General features: G+C 37.2%; 17 protein-coding genes. 14 read left to right on the forward strand and 3 right to left on the reverse strand.

Annotated features, from left to right (window positions below):
- Positions 1-66 precede the first annotated feature (66 nt).
- The 4 genes from ybeD (at position 67) to crcB (ending at position 2,590) form a co-directional block, all read left to right on the forward strand.
- Positions 67-330 (forward strand): DUF493 family protein YbeD, encoded by a 264-nt coding sequence (gene ybeD, locus GTK47_RS16660; RefSeq protein ID WP_036912266.1) that lies wholly within the window; start codon positions 67-69, stop codon positions 328-330.
- A 160-nt stretch (positions 331-490) separates the two neighbouring features.
- Entirely contained in the window at positions 491-1,135 is a 645-nt protein-coding gene (lipB, locus tag GTK47_RS16665; RefSeq protein WP_088493458.1) for a lipoyl(octanoyl) transferase LipB, read from the forward strand.
- 101 nt (positions 1,136-1,236) lie between these two features.
- Positions 1,237-2,202, forward strand: coding sequence for a lipoyl synthase (gene lipA / locus GTK47_RS16670; protein ID WP_075671558.1), 966 nt, complete (start codon positions 1,237-1,239; stop codon positions 2,200-2,202).
- Positions 2,203-2,215: 13 nt separating this feature from the next.
- On the forward strand, positions 2,216-2,590 hold the full coding sequence (crcB, locus tag GTK47_RS16675) for a fluoride efflux transporter CrcB (protein WP_072070253.1): 375 nt from the start codon (positions 2,216-2,218) through the stop codon (positions 2,588-2,590).
- Positions 2,591-2,688: 98 nt separating this feature from the next.
- Here the strand turns inward: crcB and cspE are convergent, their stop codons facing one another.
- Entirely contained in the window at positions 2,689-2,898 is a 210-nt protein-coding gene (gene cspE / locus GTK47_RS16680) for a transcription antiterminator/RNA stability regulator CspE (protein WP_023581133.1), read from the reverse strand.
- A gap of 197 nt (positions 2,899-3,095) precedes the next feature.
- Positions 3,096-3,569, reverse strand: coding sequence for a methylated-DNA--[protein]-cysteine S-methyltransferase (locus tag GTK47_RS16685; protein ID WP_165125291.1), 474 nt, complete (start codon positions 3,567-3,569; stop codon positions 3,096-3,098).
- A 283-nt stretch (positions 3,570-3,852) separates the two neighbouring features.
- Here GTK47_RS16685 and GTK47_RS16690 point away from each other — a divergent pair, with 283 nt between their 5' ends.
- The 8 genes from GTK47_RS16690 (at position 3,853) to GTK47_RS16725 (ending at position 12,400) form a co-directional block, all read left to right on the forward strand.
- Entirely contained in the window at positions 3,853-4,077 is a 225-nt protein-coding gene (locus GTK47_RS16690; RefSeq protein WP_165125294.1) for a glutaredoxin family protein, read from the forward strand.
- 11 nt (positions 4,078-4,088) lie between these two features.
- Positions 4,089-4,517, forward strand: a complete 429-nt coding sequence (nrdI, locus tag GTK47_RS16695; RefSeq protein WP_165125297.1) for a class Ib ribonucleoside-diphosphate reductase assembly flavoprotein NrdI — start codon at positions 4,089-4,091, stop codon at positions 4,515-4,517.
- A complete protein-coding gene (gene nrdE / locus GTK47_RS16700) occupies positions 4,514-6,640 on the forward strand; it encodes a class 1b ribonucleoside-diphosphate reductase subunit alpha (protein WP_165125300.1) in 2,127 nt (708 codons plus the stop codon). The genes nrdI and nrdE overlap by 4 nt, the downstream gene beginning before the upstream one ends.
- Before the next feature lie 24 nt (positions 6,641-6,664).
- A complete protein-coding gene (nrdF, locus tag GTK47_RS16705; protein ID WP_165125303.1) occupies positions 6,665-7,633 on the forward strand; it encodes a class 1b ribonucleoside-diphosphate reductase subunit beta in 969 nt (322 codons plus the stop codon).
- Between the two features lie 623 nt (positions 7,634-8,256).
- Entirely contained in the window at positions 8,257-9,456 is a 1,200-nt protein-coding gene (proV, locus tag GTK47_RS16710; protein ID WP_165125306.1) for a glycine betaine/L-proline ABC transporter ATP-binding protein ProV, read from the forward strand.
- Complete coding sequence (gene proW / locus GTK47_RS16715; protein WP_165125309.1) at positions 9,449-10,648, forward strand: glycine betaine/L-proline ABC transporter permease ProW; 1,200 nt, start codon at positions 9,449-9,451, stop codon at positions 10,646-10,648. Before proV ends, proW begins: the two co-directional genes overlap by 8 nt.
- Positions 10,649-10,769: 121 nt before the next feature.
- Positions 10,770-11,765: a glycine betaine/L-proline ABC transporter substrate-binding protein ProX gene (proX, locus tag GTK47_RS16720; RefSeq protein ID WP_075671542.1), complete on the forward strand. Its 996-nt coding sequence runs from the start codon at positions 10,770-10,772 to the stop codon at positions 11,763-11,765.
- A gap of 284 nt (positions 11,766-12,049) precedes the next feature.
- Positions 12,050-12,400 carry a ribonuclease G gene (locus GTK47_RS16725; protein ID WP_088493467.1) on the forward strand — a complete coding sequence of 117 codons (351 nt, stop codon included), beginning with the start codon at positions 12,050-12,052 and terminating at the stop codon, positions 12,398-12,400.
- 83 nt (positions 12,401-12,483) lie between these two features.
- On the opposite strand, the gene GTK47_RS16730 is transcribed toward GTK47_RS16725, so the two are convergent.
- Positions 12,484-14,817: a TonB-dependent hemoglobin/transferrin/lactoferrin family receptor gene (locus tag GTK47_RS16730; protein ID WP_241256041.1), complete on the reverse strand. Its 2,334-nt coding sequence runs from the start codon at positions 14,815-14,817 to the stop codon at positions 12,484-12,486.
- 551 nt (positions 14,818-15,368) lie between these two features.
- Here GTK47_RS16730 and GTK47_RS16735 point away from each other — a divergent pair.
- Together GTK47_RS16735 and GTK47_RS16740 are read left to right on the forward strand one after the other, a co-directional pair.
- Positions 15,369-16,004 carry a CDP-alcohol phosphatidyltransferase family protein gene (locus tag GTK47_RS16735; protein WP_109393399.1) on the forward strand — a complete coding sequence of 212 codons (636 nt, stop codon included), beginning with the start codon at positions 15,369-15,371 and terminating at the stop codon, positions 16,002-16,004.
- Positions 16,001-17,770, forward strand: a complete 1,770-nt coding sequence (locus tag GTK47_RS16740) for a bifunctional alpha/beta hydrolase/class I SAM-dependent methyltransferase (RefSeq protein WP_109393398.1) — start codon at positions 16,001-16,003, stop codon at positions 17,768-17,770. The genes GTK47_RS16735 and GTK47_RS16740 overlap by 4 nt, the downstream gene beginning before the upstream one ends.
- Positions 17,771-17,773: the final 3 nt, after the last annotated feature.

Consider the following 17,773-nt stretch of genomic DNA (forward strand, 5'->3'; position numbering starts at 1 on the left):
TAAGATTAGGTGTAGAAATAAATTATTAAAACAACAGCACCTGTTGTCTTAAGGAATTACATTATGATGAAAACAAAATTAAATGAACTGTTAGAGTTCCCATGTTCTTTCACTTATAAAGTGATGGGTCATGCAAAACCAGAATTAGTAGATCAAGTCGTTGAAGTCATTCAGCGCCATGCACCAGGTGATTACACGCCTTCAGTAAAACCAAGTAGCAAAGGTAATTACCACTCTGTTTCTATTACCATCAATGCAACTCATATTGATCAAGTAGAAACGTTATATAAAGAATTAGGTGAACTTGAACTGGTACGTATGGTTCTGTAACCTCTTCTTTTAGCAAATGACTTTTTAAAAGCGCCTTTCATTAAGGCGCTTTTTCTTATTCTGTATTTCCTCATTTTTCACCCTACCTCGGAAAAAAAACATCTCAATCTGGTAGTTCATTTACTGGAGCGTTATACTGCTCTTCACAATTACGCTACAAATGAAGATTTTCACGGTGCAAGACAAGACAATCATTATTCGCCAATTAGGTGTGAAACCCTATTTACCGGTTTCTGATTCTATGCATCAGTTTACGGAAAAACGGGAAAGTCACACACCTGATGAAATATGGCTTGTTCAACATGAACAAGTTTTTACCCAAGGCCAAGCAGGTAAAGCCGAACACTTATTAAATACGGGAACAATCCCTGTTATTCAATCCGATCGTGGTGGTCAAGTGACTTATCATGGCCCCGGTCAACAAGTGATGTATGTTTTAATTGATTTAAAACGCAATCACGTAGGTGTTCGTCAATTAGTCACTGCTCTTGAAAACACTGTTATAGACACACTAGCAGAGTTTAATGTAGAAGCTTATGCTCGCGCTGATGCGCCCGGAGTTTATGTAAAGGGCGATAAAATTTGCTCTTTAGGATTACGTATCCGTAAAGGTTGTTCTTTTCATGGACTTGCGCTCAATATAGATATGGATTTATCTCCTTTTGCTCGAATAAATCCTTGTGGTTATTCTGATTTAAAAATGACGCAGTTAATTGATTTTGCACCGAATACGACAACGACACAGGTAGCACCGTTATTAGTTAAGCATTTTTGTACACAACTAGGATTTCAACCACAGCAATAAAAATGCTATAATTTTTTTAACATTTGTCATATTTTTTTAAAACCCTGATTACCTCAGTCACATCGTGTTAATCACTCTAGATAACTGGAACTGGCACAATTATGAGTAAACCTATTCAGATGGAACGCGGAGTTAAATATCGCGACGCCGATAAAATGGCACTTATTCCTGTTAAAACAGTCGCTACAGAACGTGAACAACTGCTACGCAAACCTGATTGGATGAAAATAAAGCTACCCGCTGACTCAAGTAAAATTCAGGGTATCAAAGCAGCAATGCGTAAAAATGGTCTTCATTCCGTCTGTGAAGAAGCCTCTTGTCCTAACCTTGCTGAGTGTTTTAACCACGGAACAGCAACCTTTATGATCTTGGGCGCAATCTGTACACGCCGTTGCCCATTCTGCGATGTCGCTCATGGCCGCCCTAATGCTCCCGATCCTCAAGAGCCAGAAAAACTCGCTCAAACCATTAAAGATATGGGATTACGCTATGTTGTTATCACCTCTGTAGACCGTGATGACTTACGTGATGGCGGTGCCCAGCATTTTGCCGATTGTATCGCCGCTATTCGTGCAAAGAATCCTACTATTCGTATTGAAACACTAGTGCCAGATTTCCGTGGTCGTATGGATAAAGCACTTGAGATCCTCACTGACACTCCACCAGATGTCTTTAACCATAACTTAGAGAATGTACCTCGCGTTTATCGTCAAGTACGCCCAGGTGCTAACTATCAATGGTCATTGACACTCTTAGAACGCTTTAAGCAAGCACACCCTGATATTCCAACAAAATCAGGTTTGATGGTCGGTCTTGGGGAAACAAACGAAGAAATTATTGACGTTATGCGTGATCTGCGTAAACATGGGGTAACGATGCTGACATTAGGGCAATATTTACAGCCAAGTCGTCACCATCTTCCTGTTCAACGCTACGTCAGTCCTGACGAGTTTGAATATATGAAAGAGCAAGCACTTGCGATGGGCTTTACCCATGCAGCTTGTGGGCCGTTTGTTCGCTCGTCTTATCATGCTGATCTTCAAGCTCAGGGGATTGAGGTTAAATAACAATTAATCTCTCATGCTTAATATTGCAATTGCTGTATTTATAGGTGGTGGTTTAGGTAGCGTATTACGCTGGCTTATTAGCTACCGCCTAAATTCTATTTTTCCTCATTTTGCCACAGGCACCTTTGTTGCTAACTGCATTGGTGCATTTATTATTGCCTTTGGTATCGCTTGGTTTAGTAAAGCTCCACATATTGATCCTATTTGGAAAATTATGCTGACAACGGGCTTTTGTGGCGGTCTGACAACTTTTTCAACCTTTTCGGTTGAAGTGGTTGCTCTCTTAACGGAAGGAAAAATTGGATGGGCACTAAGCACCATGGGGGCTAACTTAGCTGGCTCATTTTTAATGACCGCATTTGCATTTTGGTTACTACGCGAGATGTAATGCTTGGAATATAAAACCTGTTATAAAAAGGGCTTTGCTCTAGATACATAAAAACCCGTTAAATAACGGGTTTTTACTTGTCTCAAAGAAGTCGTTAATTAGATAGCGACAACGTTTGCAGCAGATGGCCCTTTCGCGCCGTCAGTAACTTCAAACTCTACTTTTTGACCTTCAGCAAGGGTTTTAAAGCCTTCTGATGTAATAGCGGAAAAGTGTACAAATACATCTTTGCTGCCATCTTCTGGAGTGATAAAACCAAAACCTTTAGTTTCGTTAAACCACTTAACGTTACCTTTTAATTTAGACATCAAGTTTACCTTTAAAATAGAAAATAAACGCAAGCGTTTTGCGTTGGCTATAGTAAAACAAAAATGATGATTCCCTGTCCACAGTCTAGATCACGAAACTCACATTTTTTTTCTGCCAAATGATTAATATTCAGACAAATCCCATGCTTTAACGCATAGTTCACTTAAGAAACAATACTTAATACTTACAATCTGAACTATTCATCGACTTCTACTTTTTCATATTGAAGTAGCCAACGCTTAATATCTAATCCACCGGTATAGCCGACTAACTTACCGTTATGACCAATAACTCGATGACAAGGAATAATTAAAGAAATTGGGTTGCGTGAGTTTGCCATTCCTACCGCTCGGCAATAATTGACCGAACCTAATGTGAGCGCCAATTTTTTATAACTCCAAATTTCACCATAAGGGATGGTTTGTAATGTCTTCCAAACACGGCTTTGAAATTCCGTTCCTTCTGGCGCTAATGGCACCGAAAATGTCGTTCGTTTACCTTCAAAATACTCTTTTAATTGTTTTATACATTGATTAATAACAGGGCTTGAATTTACAGCAGCCTCTTTGTCATTCACAAAATAGAGACTCGTGATCCCTTTTTCATTTGCAGTGATAGAGATATAAGGTTTTGGAAAGCCTTTAGGTGCATCGAGATAGTCTTGGTACATAATGTTTTCTCTGCTGATTTGTCTTTAGCAACCAGATTAAATCATGCTTGATTGATAAAGCAATCATCTAATTACTCGTATATCTAATAAAAATTGATCAATCGAGCGATCTAAAAATAAAATTAGTGTGCTAACTGTCTAATTTTAATGATAATCATTATCAAATTTAAAAACCACCATATATTGTATGGTTGAAAATAAATAACTCTATATATAGTATTTAAGTACTTCTCGCTATGGATGTGAAAACAGACGCATCCATATTTTTATAAGGGTTATTTTTATGTCTGTTATCCTCTATACCAAACCGAATTGCGTTCAATGTAGTGCCACAGAGCGCGCCTTAAAACAGAAAAATATTCCATTTATTGCAGTCGATCTCACCAAAGATACACAAGCTCTCGCCCGTATCGTTTCTATGGGATATCGCCAAGTGCCTGTTGTAGTTCACGGTGAACAACATTGGTCGGGTTTTTGTCCTGATAAAATCAGACAGATCACGCTCTAAAGGAGCTCCTCATGCAAACGGCACCTTTGATCTATTTTTCAAGTCGCTCTGAAAACTGCCATCGCTTTGTACAAAAACTCAATGTACATGCGACCAGAATTATTGAAGATAAAACATTGCTTGCAACGCAACCCTTTGTGTTGCTTTGCCCAACTTATGGTGGTGGTGGTACTAAAGGTGCAGTTCCTAAAGCGGTTATTCAGTTTTTAAATATTCCTGAAAACCGTCAATTAATACGTGGAGTCATTGCTTCTGGAAATACTAACTTCGGTGCAGCTTATGGGTTAGCTGGCGATATTATTGCACAAAAATGCCAAATCCCTTTTTTGTATCGATTTGAATTATTAGGTACGCCAGAAGATGTATATCGCGTAAAAACAGGTTTAAGTACATTTTGGTCAAATCTTACTGACCAATACGTTACGAGACAATTAACATGACACAATCAACAGAACAACTGGATTACCATGCATTGAATGCCATGCTAAATCTCTATGATGAGCAAGGTAATATTCAGTTTGATAAAGATAAACTAGCGACACACCATTTTTTTCGTCAACATGTAAATCAAAACACAGTATTTTTTCATGATCTAAAAGAAAAACTCGAGTTCTTAGTACAACAACACTATTACGAAGCACAAGTGTTAGAACAGTATGAATTTGCCTTTATCAAACAGCTATTTAAACATGCTTATAGTAAAAAATTTCGCTTTCAATCATTCCTTGGAGCTTTTAAGTACTACACCAGTTACACCTTAAAAACATTTGATGGAGAACGCTATCTAGAGCGCTATGAAGATCGCGTTTGTATGGTGGCTCTCACGCTAGCACAAGGCAATACTGATCTTGCTATTCATCTTGTAGATGAAATTATTAGTGGTCGTTTTCAACCCGCTACACCGACTTTTTTAAATTGTGGAAAACAACAACGCGGTGAATTGGTTTCCTGCTTTTTATTACGTATAGAAGATAATATGGAGTCTATCGGTCGCTCGGTAAATTCCGCATTACAGCTTTCTAAACGTGGCGGTGGCGTTGCATTTTTACTCACCAATTTACGTGAAGCAGGCGCACCGATTAAACGTATAGAAAATCAATCTTCTGGCGTGGTTCCTGTTATGAAAATGCTTGAAGATGCTTTTTCTTATGCAAACCAATTAGGTGCAAGACAAGGTGCTGGTGCTGTTTATCTTCATGCTCACCATCCTGATATTTATCATTTTCTTGATACCAAAAGAGAGAATGCAGATGAAAAAGTCCGAATAAAAACCCTCTCTTTAGGCGTTGTTATCCCTGATATCACGTTTGAATTAGCAAAACGCAATGAAGATATGTATCTCTTCTCACCTTATGATGTAGAACGTGTTTATGGCGTACCTATGTCAGAAATCAGTGTTAGCGAAAAATACAGTGAAATGGTGAATAACGCGCAAATTCGTAAGAAGAAAATTAAAGCGAGGGAGTTTTTCCAAACACTTGCCGAAATTCAATTTGAGTCTGGCTATCCTTATATCATGTTTGAAGATGCGGTAAATCGTGCCAATCCTATCGCGGGTAGAATTAATATGAGCAATCTTTGCTCTGAAATTTTACAAGTCAACAGCGCCAGTGAGTATCACCCAGATTTAAGCTATCGCCATATCGGTCATGACATCAGTTGTAACTTAGGCTCTATGAATATTGCTATGGCAATGGACTCACCTAACTTTGCACATACCGTCAGCACAGCAATTAGAGCATTAAGCAATGTTTCTGAAATGACAAAAATTGAGTCCGTTCCTTCTATTGAAAAAGGTAATCTCGCTTCTCATGCCATTGGTTTAGGACAAATGAATTTACATGGCTACTTAGCGCGCGAAGGGATTTATTACGGCTCTGAAGAAGCATTAGATTTTACTAATATCTATTTTTATACCGTTACTTACTATGCGCTATTAGCTTCAAATCAATTAGCGATTGAGAAAAAACAGCACTTTAAAGGTTTTGAAAATTCAAAATACGCAACAGGTGAATATTTTAATAAATATGTATCACAACAATGGTTGCCTAAAACACAAAAAATCCACCAGCTATTTAGTCAATCGAATGTTCATATTCCAACACAAGAAGATTGGCAAACTCTCAAGAAATCTATTATGACGCATGGGATCTATAACCAAAACTTGCAAGCGATACCACCAACAGGATCTATTTCCTATATTAACCACTCCACATCGAGCATTCATCCTATTGCCGCACCAATAGAAATTAGAAAAGAAGGTAAAATTGGGCGAGTTTATTACCCGGCCCCTTTTATGACTAATGAAAACCGTCAGTATTATCAAGACGCATATGATATTGGAGCTGAAAAAATTATTGATACTTATGCTGAGGCTTCTCAACATATCGACCAAGGTTTATCGCTCACATTATTCTTTTCTGATGAAGCAACAACCCGAGATATCAACAAAGCGCAAATATATGCATGGCGTAAAGGTATTAAAACCTTGTATTACATTCGTATCCGACAATCTGCATTAGCAGGTACTGAAATAAAAGGCTGTGTTTCGTGCGCACTTTAATAATAACAATAAGGAGAACATAGCATGTCATCACCTTTATTAAGCCATGTTAATGCGATTAATTGGAATCGCATTGAAGATGAAAAAGATTTAGAAGTTTGGAACCGCTTAACTATGAATTTTTGGTTACCTGAAAAAATTCCACTCTCTAATGACATTCCCTCATGGAGCACGCTGACTCAAGCTGAAAAACAACTGACGATTCGTGTTTTCACTGGGCTAACTTTGCTCGATACGATCCAAAACACGGTAGGCGCACCAGCTTTGATGCCTGATGCACTCACGCCTCATGAAGAAGCCGTGTTATCTAATATCTGTTTTATGGAAGCGGTTCATGCTCGCTCTTACAGTTCGATATTTTCCACACTCTGCTTAACAACTGATGTCGATGAAGCATACCGTTGGAGTGAGGAAAATCCTTACTTACAAAAGAAAGCAGAAATTATTTTGCGTTATTATCAAGATGAAGATCCTTTAAAGAAAAAAGTCGCCAGCGTCTTTTTAGAATCCTTTTTATTTTATTCAGGATTTTATTTACCAATGTACTGGTCAAGCCGAGGAAAATTAACCAATACAGCCGATTTAATTCGTCTTATTATTAGGGATGAAGCCGTTCATGGTTATTATATTGGCTATAAATTTCAAAATCAGTTATTAAATAAATCTGAATTAGAGAAACAAGATATTAAAGATTTTTCTTTCTCATTATTATTAGATTTATATGACAATGAAGTGAAATATACCGAAGATCTTTACGACACTGTAGGCTGGACAGAAGATGTCAAAAAATTCCTTCATTATAATGCAAATAAAGCATTAATGAATTTAGGGTATGAAGCTTTATTTCCTGATGAAATAACAAATGTAAGCCCTGCAATTCTTTCTTCATTATCACCAGATGCAAATGAAAATCACGATTTCTTCTCTGGTTCAGGTTCATCTTATGTTATTGGAAAAACCATAAACACTGAAGATGATGATTGGGATTTTTAAGGTTTATTAGTCTAATTGAAAGTAAAAGAAACAACACAATACATTCAATTTAATTATGTATCACATATGAAACATAATGCACTGAAAAATATAGATTATTTTTTTGTGCATTTTTATTTGCTCACTAAACAATCTAATTGATTGATTTTTGCCGTTCAATATTGTCAAAAAATCAATTTTTTTCGAATTATTTTAGCCTACTTATAGCATATGAACCTTATCACAAGACATTAATCATTAATATATCTAATGTATATTGATTTTTTTTCATTTAATTTTTCTCTCTTTTTTCTTCTATTTTGACATTGAGTCTTCATTTTTATTGAGATCCTAATCAAAATAGTAATATCTCTAAAAACAAAGTTATTTCAGTTAGTTAGATGGGAATATATCTTTTAATAAGTTTTATTTATTTCACTTTATTTAATTATTAATCATATTAAAAATAAAGAAAATAAAGCTGAATTATTTAATTAATTATAATTAACATAGGGTTGTCAGACTCTATCATTGTGGTAGGGTATTTCCCTTACTAAAAATCTTATTTAGGAAAAATAACAACACTTATTAATTATATATTTAATTTATTCCTTTCAATATTTAAATAGGAAACTATATATTGCATGGCAATTAAACTCGAAGTAAAAAATCTCTACAAGGTATTTGGCGAGCACCCTAAACGCGCTTTTGAATTATTAGAATCTGGTATGAATAAAGATCAGATTTTTGATAAAACAGGGCTTACAGTGGGCGTTCAAAATGCAAATCTGGCAATTGAAGAAGGCGAAATATTTGTCATCATGGGATTATCTGGTTCAGGTAAATCCACACTAGTCCGCCTTCTCAATCGTCTGATCTCTCCAACGAAGGGAGAGGTGCTTATTGATGGTGAAAATATTGCCACCATGTCGGATAAAGAATTACGACAAGTCCGCCGTAAAAAAATCAGTATGGTGTTTCAGTCATTTGCATTAATGCCTCATATGAATGTGCTTGATAATACTGCATTTGGAATGGATCTTGCGGGATTAAGTAAAGATGAGCGTTATAAAAAAGCGATGGATGCTTTAGAGCAAGTCAACTTGGGTAGTTACGCAAACTCTTGGCCTGATGAGCTTTCTGGTGGGATGCGTCAACGTATCGGTCTTGCACGTGCACTTGCTAACGATCCAGATATTTTGTTGATGGATGAAGCCTTTTCAGCACTCGATCCATTAATTCGTACAGAAATGCAAGATGAGTTATTAAGCTTACAAGGTGATAAACAGCGCACCATTGTGTTTATCTCCCATGATCTGGATGAGGCTATGCGTATTGGTGACCGAATTGCCATTATGCAAGGTGGTGTTGTCGTTCAAACAGGTACACCAGATGAAATACTCAATAATCCAGCAAATGATTATGTTCGTACGTTTTTCCGTGGTGTTGATATTAGCCACGTATTTAGTGCAAAAGATATAGCTAAACGTCGCCCTGAGACCTTACTGCATATTGCGCCCGGTTTTGGTCCTCGATCTGCCTTAAAAGTACTCGAAGATGAAGATAGAAACTTTGGCTATCTCATTGAGCGAGGAAGAAAATTTGTTGGTATCGTTTCCATCACGTCTCTTGAAGAGGCGCTGAAAAATAAACAGCCTATTGAGTCAGCTATTTTATCTGAGCCTTGTGCCATTAATGGTGATACACCGTTAAACGAGCTGATTTCAACTGTTGCACAATCTCCCTGTGCAATTCCTGTTATTGATGAAAAAAACCGTTATATCGGCTTAATTTCTAAAGGAATGTTACTACAAGCACTGGATAAGGAGACGCCAAATGAGTAATACAACAGATAAAGATGTGGCTTTGGATACAAATATCCAAGAAACCGCAACAAGCGAAACGGCATCAGAGACAACCAATAACGTAAATGATGATCCTTGGGCAACAACTGATACCACTACAACAGAAAGTGATCCTTGGAGTAGCGCTGACAGCTCATCAACAGATGCCGATCCTTGGGGTGCAGGCAGTGGTACTGAAAATATCGATACCTCCTCTGCTGGCAGTGATTGGCTAGATGCTGCACCAACGGGTGTGGCACCCGATTCATTCAATCTAATGGATCCGTTTCATAATACGCTGATCCCCTTAGATTCATGGGTTACTGATGCGATTGACTGGATTGTGTTGCACTTTCGCCCTGTTTTCCAAGGTATTCGTGTACCGGTCGATTTGGTCTTAAGTGGTTTTGAAAATTTCTTAACCTCAATGCCGGCACCTATCGCCATTATTCTATTTTCTCTGATTGCATGGCAGCTTTCAGGCAAAGTTATGGGTATCGCTTCTTTTATCTCATTAATATTAATTGGTGCGATTGGTGCTTGGTCTGAAGCTATGGTTACCCTTGCATTGGTACTAACCTCGTTACTGTTTTGTCTTATTATCGGGCTTCCATTAGGAATATGGCTGGCTAACAGTGATAGAGCATCCAAAATTGTTCGGCCTTTACTCGATGCGATGCAGACAACGCCTGCGTTTGTCTACTTAGTTCCTATCGTCATGTTATTTGGTATAGGTAACGTACCCGGCGTTGTGGTCACTATTATTTTTGCCTTACCTCCAATTGTGAGATTGACCATTTTAGGGATCAAACAAGTTCCTGAAGATTTAATCGAAGCAGCACAATCATTTGGTGCAAATCCTCGTCAAATGCTGTTTAAAGTGCAATTACCACTCGCGATGCCAACGATTATGGCAGGTGTAAACCAAACGCTGATGTTAGCACTTTCAATGGTTGTTATTGCATCAATGATCGCCGTTGGTGGATTAGGTCAAATGGTATTACGCGGTATAGGTCGTCTTGATATGGGACTGGCTGCCGTAGGGGGCGCAGGTATTGTTATCCTCGCGATTATCCTTGACCGATTAACACAATCTTTAGGTCAAAACAGCCGTCATAAAGGTAATCGATGCTGGTATATGACAGGACCTATCGGCTTAATTTGTCGACTCTTTGGCAAAAAAGCATCGTAATAAATATTTTTACTATTAATTAAAAATCAATAAAGAACATCACGTTCAATCAATATAAGAAATAGAAGCGACAGTTCGCTGTCGCTATTTATCTCTTACCATCACAACAGAAGGAAAAACTATGCGTAATCCAGTTATCTGGGCAACAGTATTGTCCGCCACACTGATAAGCACCCAGTTATCCGCTGCTGATTTACCTGGAAAAGGGATCTCGGTTCAACCCGTGCAAAGTACGATTTCTGAAGAAACCTTTCAAACTTTAATCGTTAATAAAGCACTCGAACAATTAGGTTACACTGTTCAGCCAATTAAAGAAGTTGACTATAACGTTGCTTATTCTTCTATCGCCAATGGTGATGCCACTTTTATGGCAGTCAGTTGGGTCCCTCTTCATAATTCACAATATGCAGCGGCAGGAGGTGATAATACCTTTTATCGTAAAGGGGATTATGTCGTTAATGCCGCTCAAGGTTACTTGATTGATAAGAAAACGGCAGAGAAATATAACATTACGAATATTGAGCAATTAAAAGATCCTAAAATTGCTAAATTATTTGATGCTAATGGTGATGGTAAAGCCGATTTAACGGGTTGTAATCCGGGATGGGGTTGTGAAGAAGCAATTAACAATCACTTAAAAGCCTATGGATTAGAAAAATCTGTTACACATAACCAAGGCAACTACGCGGCAATGATGGCAGATACCATTACTCGCTATAAAGAAGGCAAACCCATTTTTTATTACACATGGACACCGTACTGGATAAGTGATGTATTAAAACCGGGTAAAGATGTTGTTTGGTTACAAGTGCCTTTTTCTTCATTACCGGGGGATGATAAAACCGATACCACATTAGCAAATGGTAAAAACTATGGCTTTCCGCCAAGTACCATGCATATTGCAGCAAATAAAAAATGGGCTGAAGAAAATCCCGCTGCGGCAAAACTCTTTGAAGTTATGAAAGTATCTGTAGCCGATATTAATGCGCAAAACTTACGTATGCATAATGGTCAAAAATCACAGGCAGATATTGAACGTCATGCTAACGCATGGATCAAAGCACATCAAAAAACCTTTGATGGTTGGATTGAACAAGCTCAAGCAGCTGCAAAATAATCAATAAACAATCTCCATTTAAGATTGTCACAGAACAGGTCACATTATTGTGGCCTGTTTTTATTTATAAAAAACTAAAATCACATGTAATTAGACAGATAAGTTTATATAAAATATTAAACACATCTTAATACTACTTTATTATTAAGATTATTCTTTTTATTAATAGCAGAGATATACCTATCTTTCATTCTCTCATTTCTTCAATTATGATTATCCTTTTCTCCAGTTGCCACTTTGGCATTCTCATTTTTATATTTATTATTTTAGATAAGGAATAAATCGTGTCTTACACTAATAAACCAGTACCTGAAGAAATTAAACGTTGGAACTGGGGCGCTTTCATGTTTAATATTATTTGGGGTTTTGGTAATAAATCCTATCTTCCATTATTAGCGCTTGTTCCTTTACTTAATCTTGTTTGGATTTTTGTTTGTGGTATTAAAGGGAATGAATGGGCTTGGAAAAGTGGTGATTACGATTCTGTTGAAACCTTTATGAAAGTGCAAGAAACATGGAACAGAGCGGGCTTTGTTTACTTTATTATTAGTATTGTTATGGCTGTTCTTTTCTTTATTTTCTTCTTCACGACCATGATGGCGATGATTGCAACTTCTGCATCACACGGTTATTAATTTAATATATCGAATATTGAATGCTTAATGACAATAAACCCCATAATATCTATGGGGTTTATCTGTTTTTATTTTCAATAATATTAGAAACGCTTTACAACAGTAAATCGATAATCACGCCCTACACCTGAAACTGATTCACCTAAATAAGGGTAATAATCTTGGTTAAATAAATTCGCTACAGTAAAACGAACCTCAGTATTATCTATAAAAGAAGGTTCCCAATTCGCAAATAAACCGTGTATTGCATAACCTTTACTTTTTGGTAGTGACCAATAGACAGCATCAGGATCGGCATCCATTGGTGAACGACGCTGAGCACCAATAAAATCTCCCGTCCATCCCATATTAACGTTAATACTTGGTACTTTTACACCAAGGGTGGCATGTAAAGCGTCAGGTTGTATCTCAGCAATCCATGTCTTTTGACCAAACCACGGATCGCGCGGTGATTGGTCACGTTTTCCTTTCATTGTTGAATACGCTAAACGACCGAACACATTAGGGCTATTATAAAAGGCTTCAATTTCCAGTCCTTGGATGTGATAACCCGGTAAATTACGGTAATTACCTATTGAAGGTGGGCAATTTCCATTATGCCCATCCACTTTTTGACTTTCACAATAGACACCACGGCGACGGAAGATTTCGTCTTTACCACGAGTATCAAACAGTGTTGTTCTTAATTGCAGTTGGTCTTCTTGTTGAATAACACTTTCAAAATCCGCAATTGCACCAATTCGTGCAGCTCTTACGGTTTCTTTGTCTAGATGACGACTTGTTCCTGTTAAGCTAGAAACACTTCCTTGTACTTCATATTGCTCATCAATTAATGGTGCTCGCCATGTATAAGTTAAATCACCAAAGAATCTGAAATTCTGATTCATCTTCCATAATAAACCTAAATGTGGTGTTGCCCCGCTATAAGTCACATCAGAGTAATCATGTCCATAATAGGGATCTGGATCTTGATAGGTAATTGCTCGACTTCCTTTACCTTGGTTTTTAACGATATCGTAGCGAACGCCCGGTGTTATCGTCAGATTTCTATAGCTCATCGAATCTTGAAGATAGAAACTGGTTGTCGTTTGCGTACCTTCTGGCATATAAGGAGGCGCATAATATCCATAGTTATAATTTGGATTTTTAGCTTTATCACGAGTAAACATTAAGACATCACGATCATTACGATGCCAACGTGTTCCCACTAACACCTTATGCTCTAAAGCACCTTGCATAATTGTGCTTTCATTTTTAATTTCAATTTGATGATTTCGATAATCTACCCAACTTTGATTGCCCATACTGCCACTAAAGTAGGAGCTTGCGGTCTCTGGACGACTATCATTTTGTTTGGTTTTTGAATAACCATAGGTAAGCGTTAGATTAATTAAATCAGAATCAACTGGCTGAATATTCCATTTCACACTGAAGGTGTCATCTTTTTGATCACGATAAACTAATTTGCGTTTCATCGCCGCATCAAAACCATATTTATCCACTTCAGCTTGGCTAGGTTTAGTTAATTCATCACGTTTAGCCGCCCAAGGCGTCCAACCGTCACTTTCTGATCGTGATGCTGATAACGTTAATGTTTGTGCTTCGGTTAAATAGATATTAGTCTTAATTAAAAAAGAATCCTGATCTGATTGTGAATAGCCAAATTTAGTTCCATCAGGGCGTCGCAGATCGTCACTTTCACGACGGTTAAAATAGAATAATCCGTCAGCTTGACCATCAAGTAATTTACCGTATACCGCGCCACTATAACGATTTTGTCTATCGTTGGTATGGTGGCCATATTTTAAAAACATCCCAATATTCTGATCGGGTAGTAATAAGTCATCGGGATCTTTGGTTTCAATTCTCACCGAACCACCAAAACCGCCATTTCCTTGAGTAATATTATGAGGCCCTTTATCAACATCTATACGACGGATTAATTCAGGATCAATAAAAATTGAGCCTTGGCGATATTTCTCAAAGGTTTTAGGCGTACCATCAAGGGTAATTTTAATATCTTCAGGATTACCCATCCCCCAGATATTTAATGTTTGACCGCCCGGCCTTGGTGAACCCGACGATGAAATTCCGGGTAATTTATCCACCAGCTCTGCAATATTATTAGGCTGAATTCTATCAATATCTTTTAATGTCAGAACGGTACTTCCTGCATCAACACTCGAGTTGAGTTCACCTGATACATAGATAGGTTCAATAATAATCTTTTCACGCGATTTTGGTTGTGCAGGACTTTCCGACTTTGTGGATGTCGTTATTTCTGGTTTTACACTTTCAGTTGCATAGCTATTTAACGAAGTGAGTGAAGTCAATAATAATGCTATCGCTGATGACGAAAATGAAAATATCCCAATTCCCTGACGATAAGCATCATTTTTTGCTAAGAAATGGATCATAATAGTAGTATCTTTTTGTATGGTTATGAGTTTGATAGAAGATTATAGATGTAACTAACAGCGCTAATTATGATAATGATAATAATTATCATTATCTAGTTTTTTTGCACTTATCACTCAATACAGATAACTACACTATCAATACACTCTTGTTAGATTTAAATTTCATCTAAAATAATATTTATAATAAATTGAACTGATTTCTTTAGTTATTATAAGGTGTTTAATATCTCTTTTTTTTCATTTTCCTCACTTAATTCCCTAATTATAATTACGTACATATTACTAAAGAAAAATTAATCATTTTTAAAATAAAGAGAATAAAACAGACACGGAACAGTCTGATAATTACAATTTTGCGGATCTTATTTTCTCTTTATTTTGAGAGCTAAATAATTATTAACTCAAGTAAATTTTAAGCCTTAGTTTTATGTTTAAATCGTAAATAAATTAAAGTATTGAAATAAAGATATTCAATGAGATAAAAATCAGCTAATAATAAAATTATAATTATGAGGTAATATACGCACTTTTGAACACAAGGATGCGTCATGACAATTTATGACCTAAAACCCAAATTTCAAGCTCTATTACGCCCTTATGTAGAACAGTTATTCACAAAAGGGATCACAGCAAATCAGGTCACACTTTTTGCCTTACTGTTATCCATTGCTGTTGGTGGATTACTGTTGCTTTATCCTTATCCCCATTTATTTTTATTGCTCCCTTTTGTCCTCTTTTTTCGTATGGCGCTTAATGCCATAGATGGCATGCTTGCACGAGAACATAATCAAAAAAGTGCGCTTGGGGCGATATTAAATGAAGCCAGCGATGTTATTTCAGACATTGCACTCTATCTACCTTTTGCTTTTATTTTTCCACAAGCCTATTGGTGGATCATGCTGGCACTCTTTTTAATGATAATGACTGAGTTTTTAGGCGTGCTTGCCCAAACTATTCATGCGTCTCGTCGCTATGATGGTCCGATGGGAAAAAGTGATAGAGCCTTTATTTTCGGTGCTATCGCTTTTTTTATCGGATTATTCCCCTCCCTGACATTATCAGAAAACACGCATTATCTTTTTATTATTATTAATTTATTACTTTTGTTGACTTGTTATCACCGAATTCATCGCGCACTAAAAGAATCAACGATGACAGATAAAGATAAGGATACATCGTTATGAATCAACAACCGCAATATCAAACTCAAAGGAATATGTTTGAGTCTGAATTTACCACCAGCGATAAAACACCTTTGTATTATCGCCATTGGCCTGCTCAAATTACCACTGAACCAAAAGCAATTATTTTATTTCACCGAGGCCATGAACACTCAGGTCGTGTTTCTCATCTAGTGGATGAGTTAGATCTTCCTGATTTTTCAATGTTTGCTTGGGATGCTCGTGGACATGGTAAAAATCAAGGTGCTCGCGGTTATAGCCCATCAATGGGAACTTCAATAAAAGATATAGACGAATTCGTTCATTACGTTTCATCCAACTATAATATTCCAATGGAGAATATTCTGGTTGTTGGTCAAAGTGTAGGCGCCGTTTTAGTTACTGGTTGGGTACACGATTATGCCCCTAAGATCCGCGGTATGGTGTTAGCTTCCCCTGCATTTAAAGTGAAATTATATGTCCCTTTTGCACGCACAGGCCTTGCCTTGATGCAAAAAGCTCGTGGGCTCTTTTATGTTAATTCATACGTGAAAGCCAAATACTTAACCCATGATCAAAGTCGCATCGACTCTTTTAACCAAGACTCGCTGATCACTCGTCCTATTGCCGTCAATATTTTATTAGAGCTTTATAAAACGGCTGATCGTGTTGTTGAAGATGCAAGTGCAATTACTTTACCAACACAGTTGTTTATTTCAGGCAATGATCATGTGGTCCACGCTAAGCCTCAACATCTTTTCTATGAACGTTTAAACACATCTATCAAAGAAAAGCATGTCTTACCTGGCTTTTACCACGATACTTTAGGTGAGAAAGACAGAGTTATTCCTATCAATAAAATGCGCAGTTTTATTGAAACCTTATTTGCACAACCACTTTATCAACATGATTACCAACATGAAGATACTTGGAGTCATAGTGCAGATGTTTATCGCGCATTACAGACGCCACTTCCTAAATATTGTCCAAAAAGACTTTATTACAAAGTACTTAGCCGTTCTATGAGTACTTTAGGTAAAGCATCTGAAGGTGTTGCTCTAGGTTACGATAAAGGTTTTGATTCTGGATCGACACTGGACTATGTCTATCGTAATCAGCCTCAAGGGAAAGGCTTATTTGGTCGGGTTGTTGATAGACAATATTTAAATAGTATTGGTTGGCAAGGCATTCGCCAACGCAAAATCAATATTGAAAATACTATCCGCTATGCAATTCGCCAATTAATACAAAATAATATGCCTGTGCATATTATGGATATCGCTGCAGGACAAGGTCGCTATCTTTTTGATGCTGTTAATGATTATGGTAAAGTCGATTCGATTTTAATGCGTGATTACAGCACCATTAACGTTGAACAAGGCAATATTGCGATTAAAGAACGCCACTTAGAAGACAAAGTGCGTTTTGAAGAAGGTAACGCCTTTGATGCAGAAAGCTTGAGTGCGGTTTCTCCGTCACCAACTTTAGGTATTGTTAGTGGACTCTATGAATTATTCCCTGAAAATCATCTGCTAAAAGAGTCTTTAAAAGGATTATCTCAAGCAATCCCTAGTGGTGGCTTATTGATTTATACCTGCCAACCTTGGCACCCTCAGCTTGAAATGATTGCTCGTGTATTACCTAGTCACCAAAATGGACAACCTTGGATCATGCGTTGCCGTAGTCAAGGTGAAATGGATGCTTTAGTCAATGAAGCAGGTTTTGAAAAGTTAGATCAACAAATTGATCATTGGGGTATTTTCAGTGTATCGATAGCAAAACGTCGCTAACAG

It is taken from the genome of Proteus sp. ZN5, from assembly GCF_011046025.1.
In the GTDB taxonomy this organism is placed as follows: Bacteria; Pseudomonadota; Gammaproteobacteria; order Enterobacterales; family Enterobacteriaceae; genus Proteus.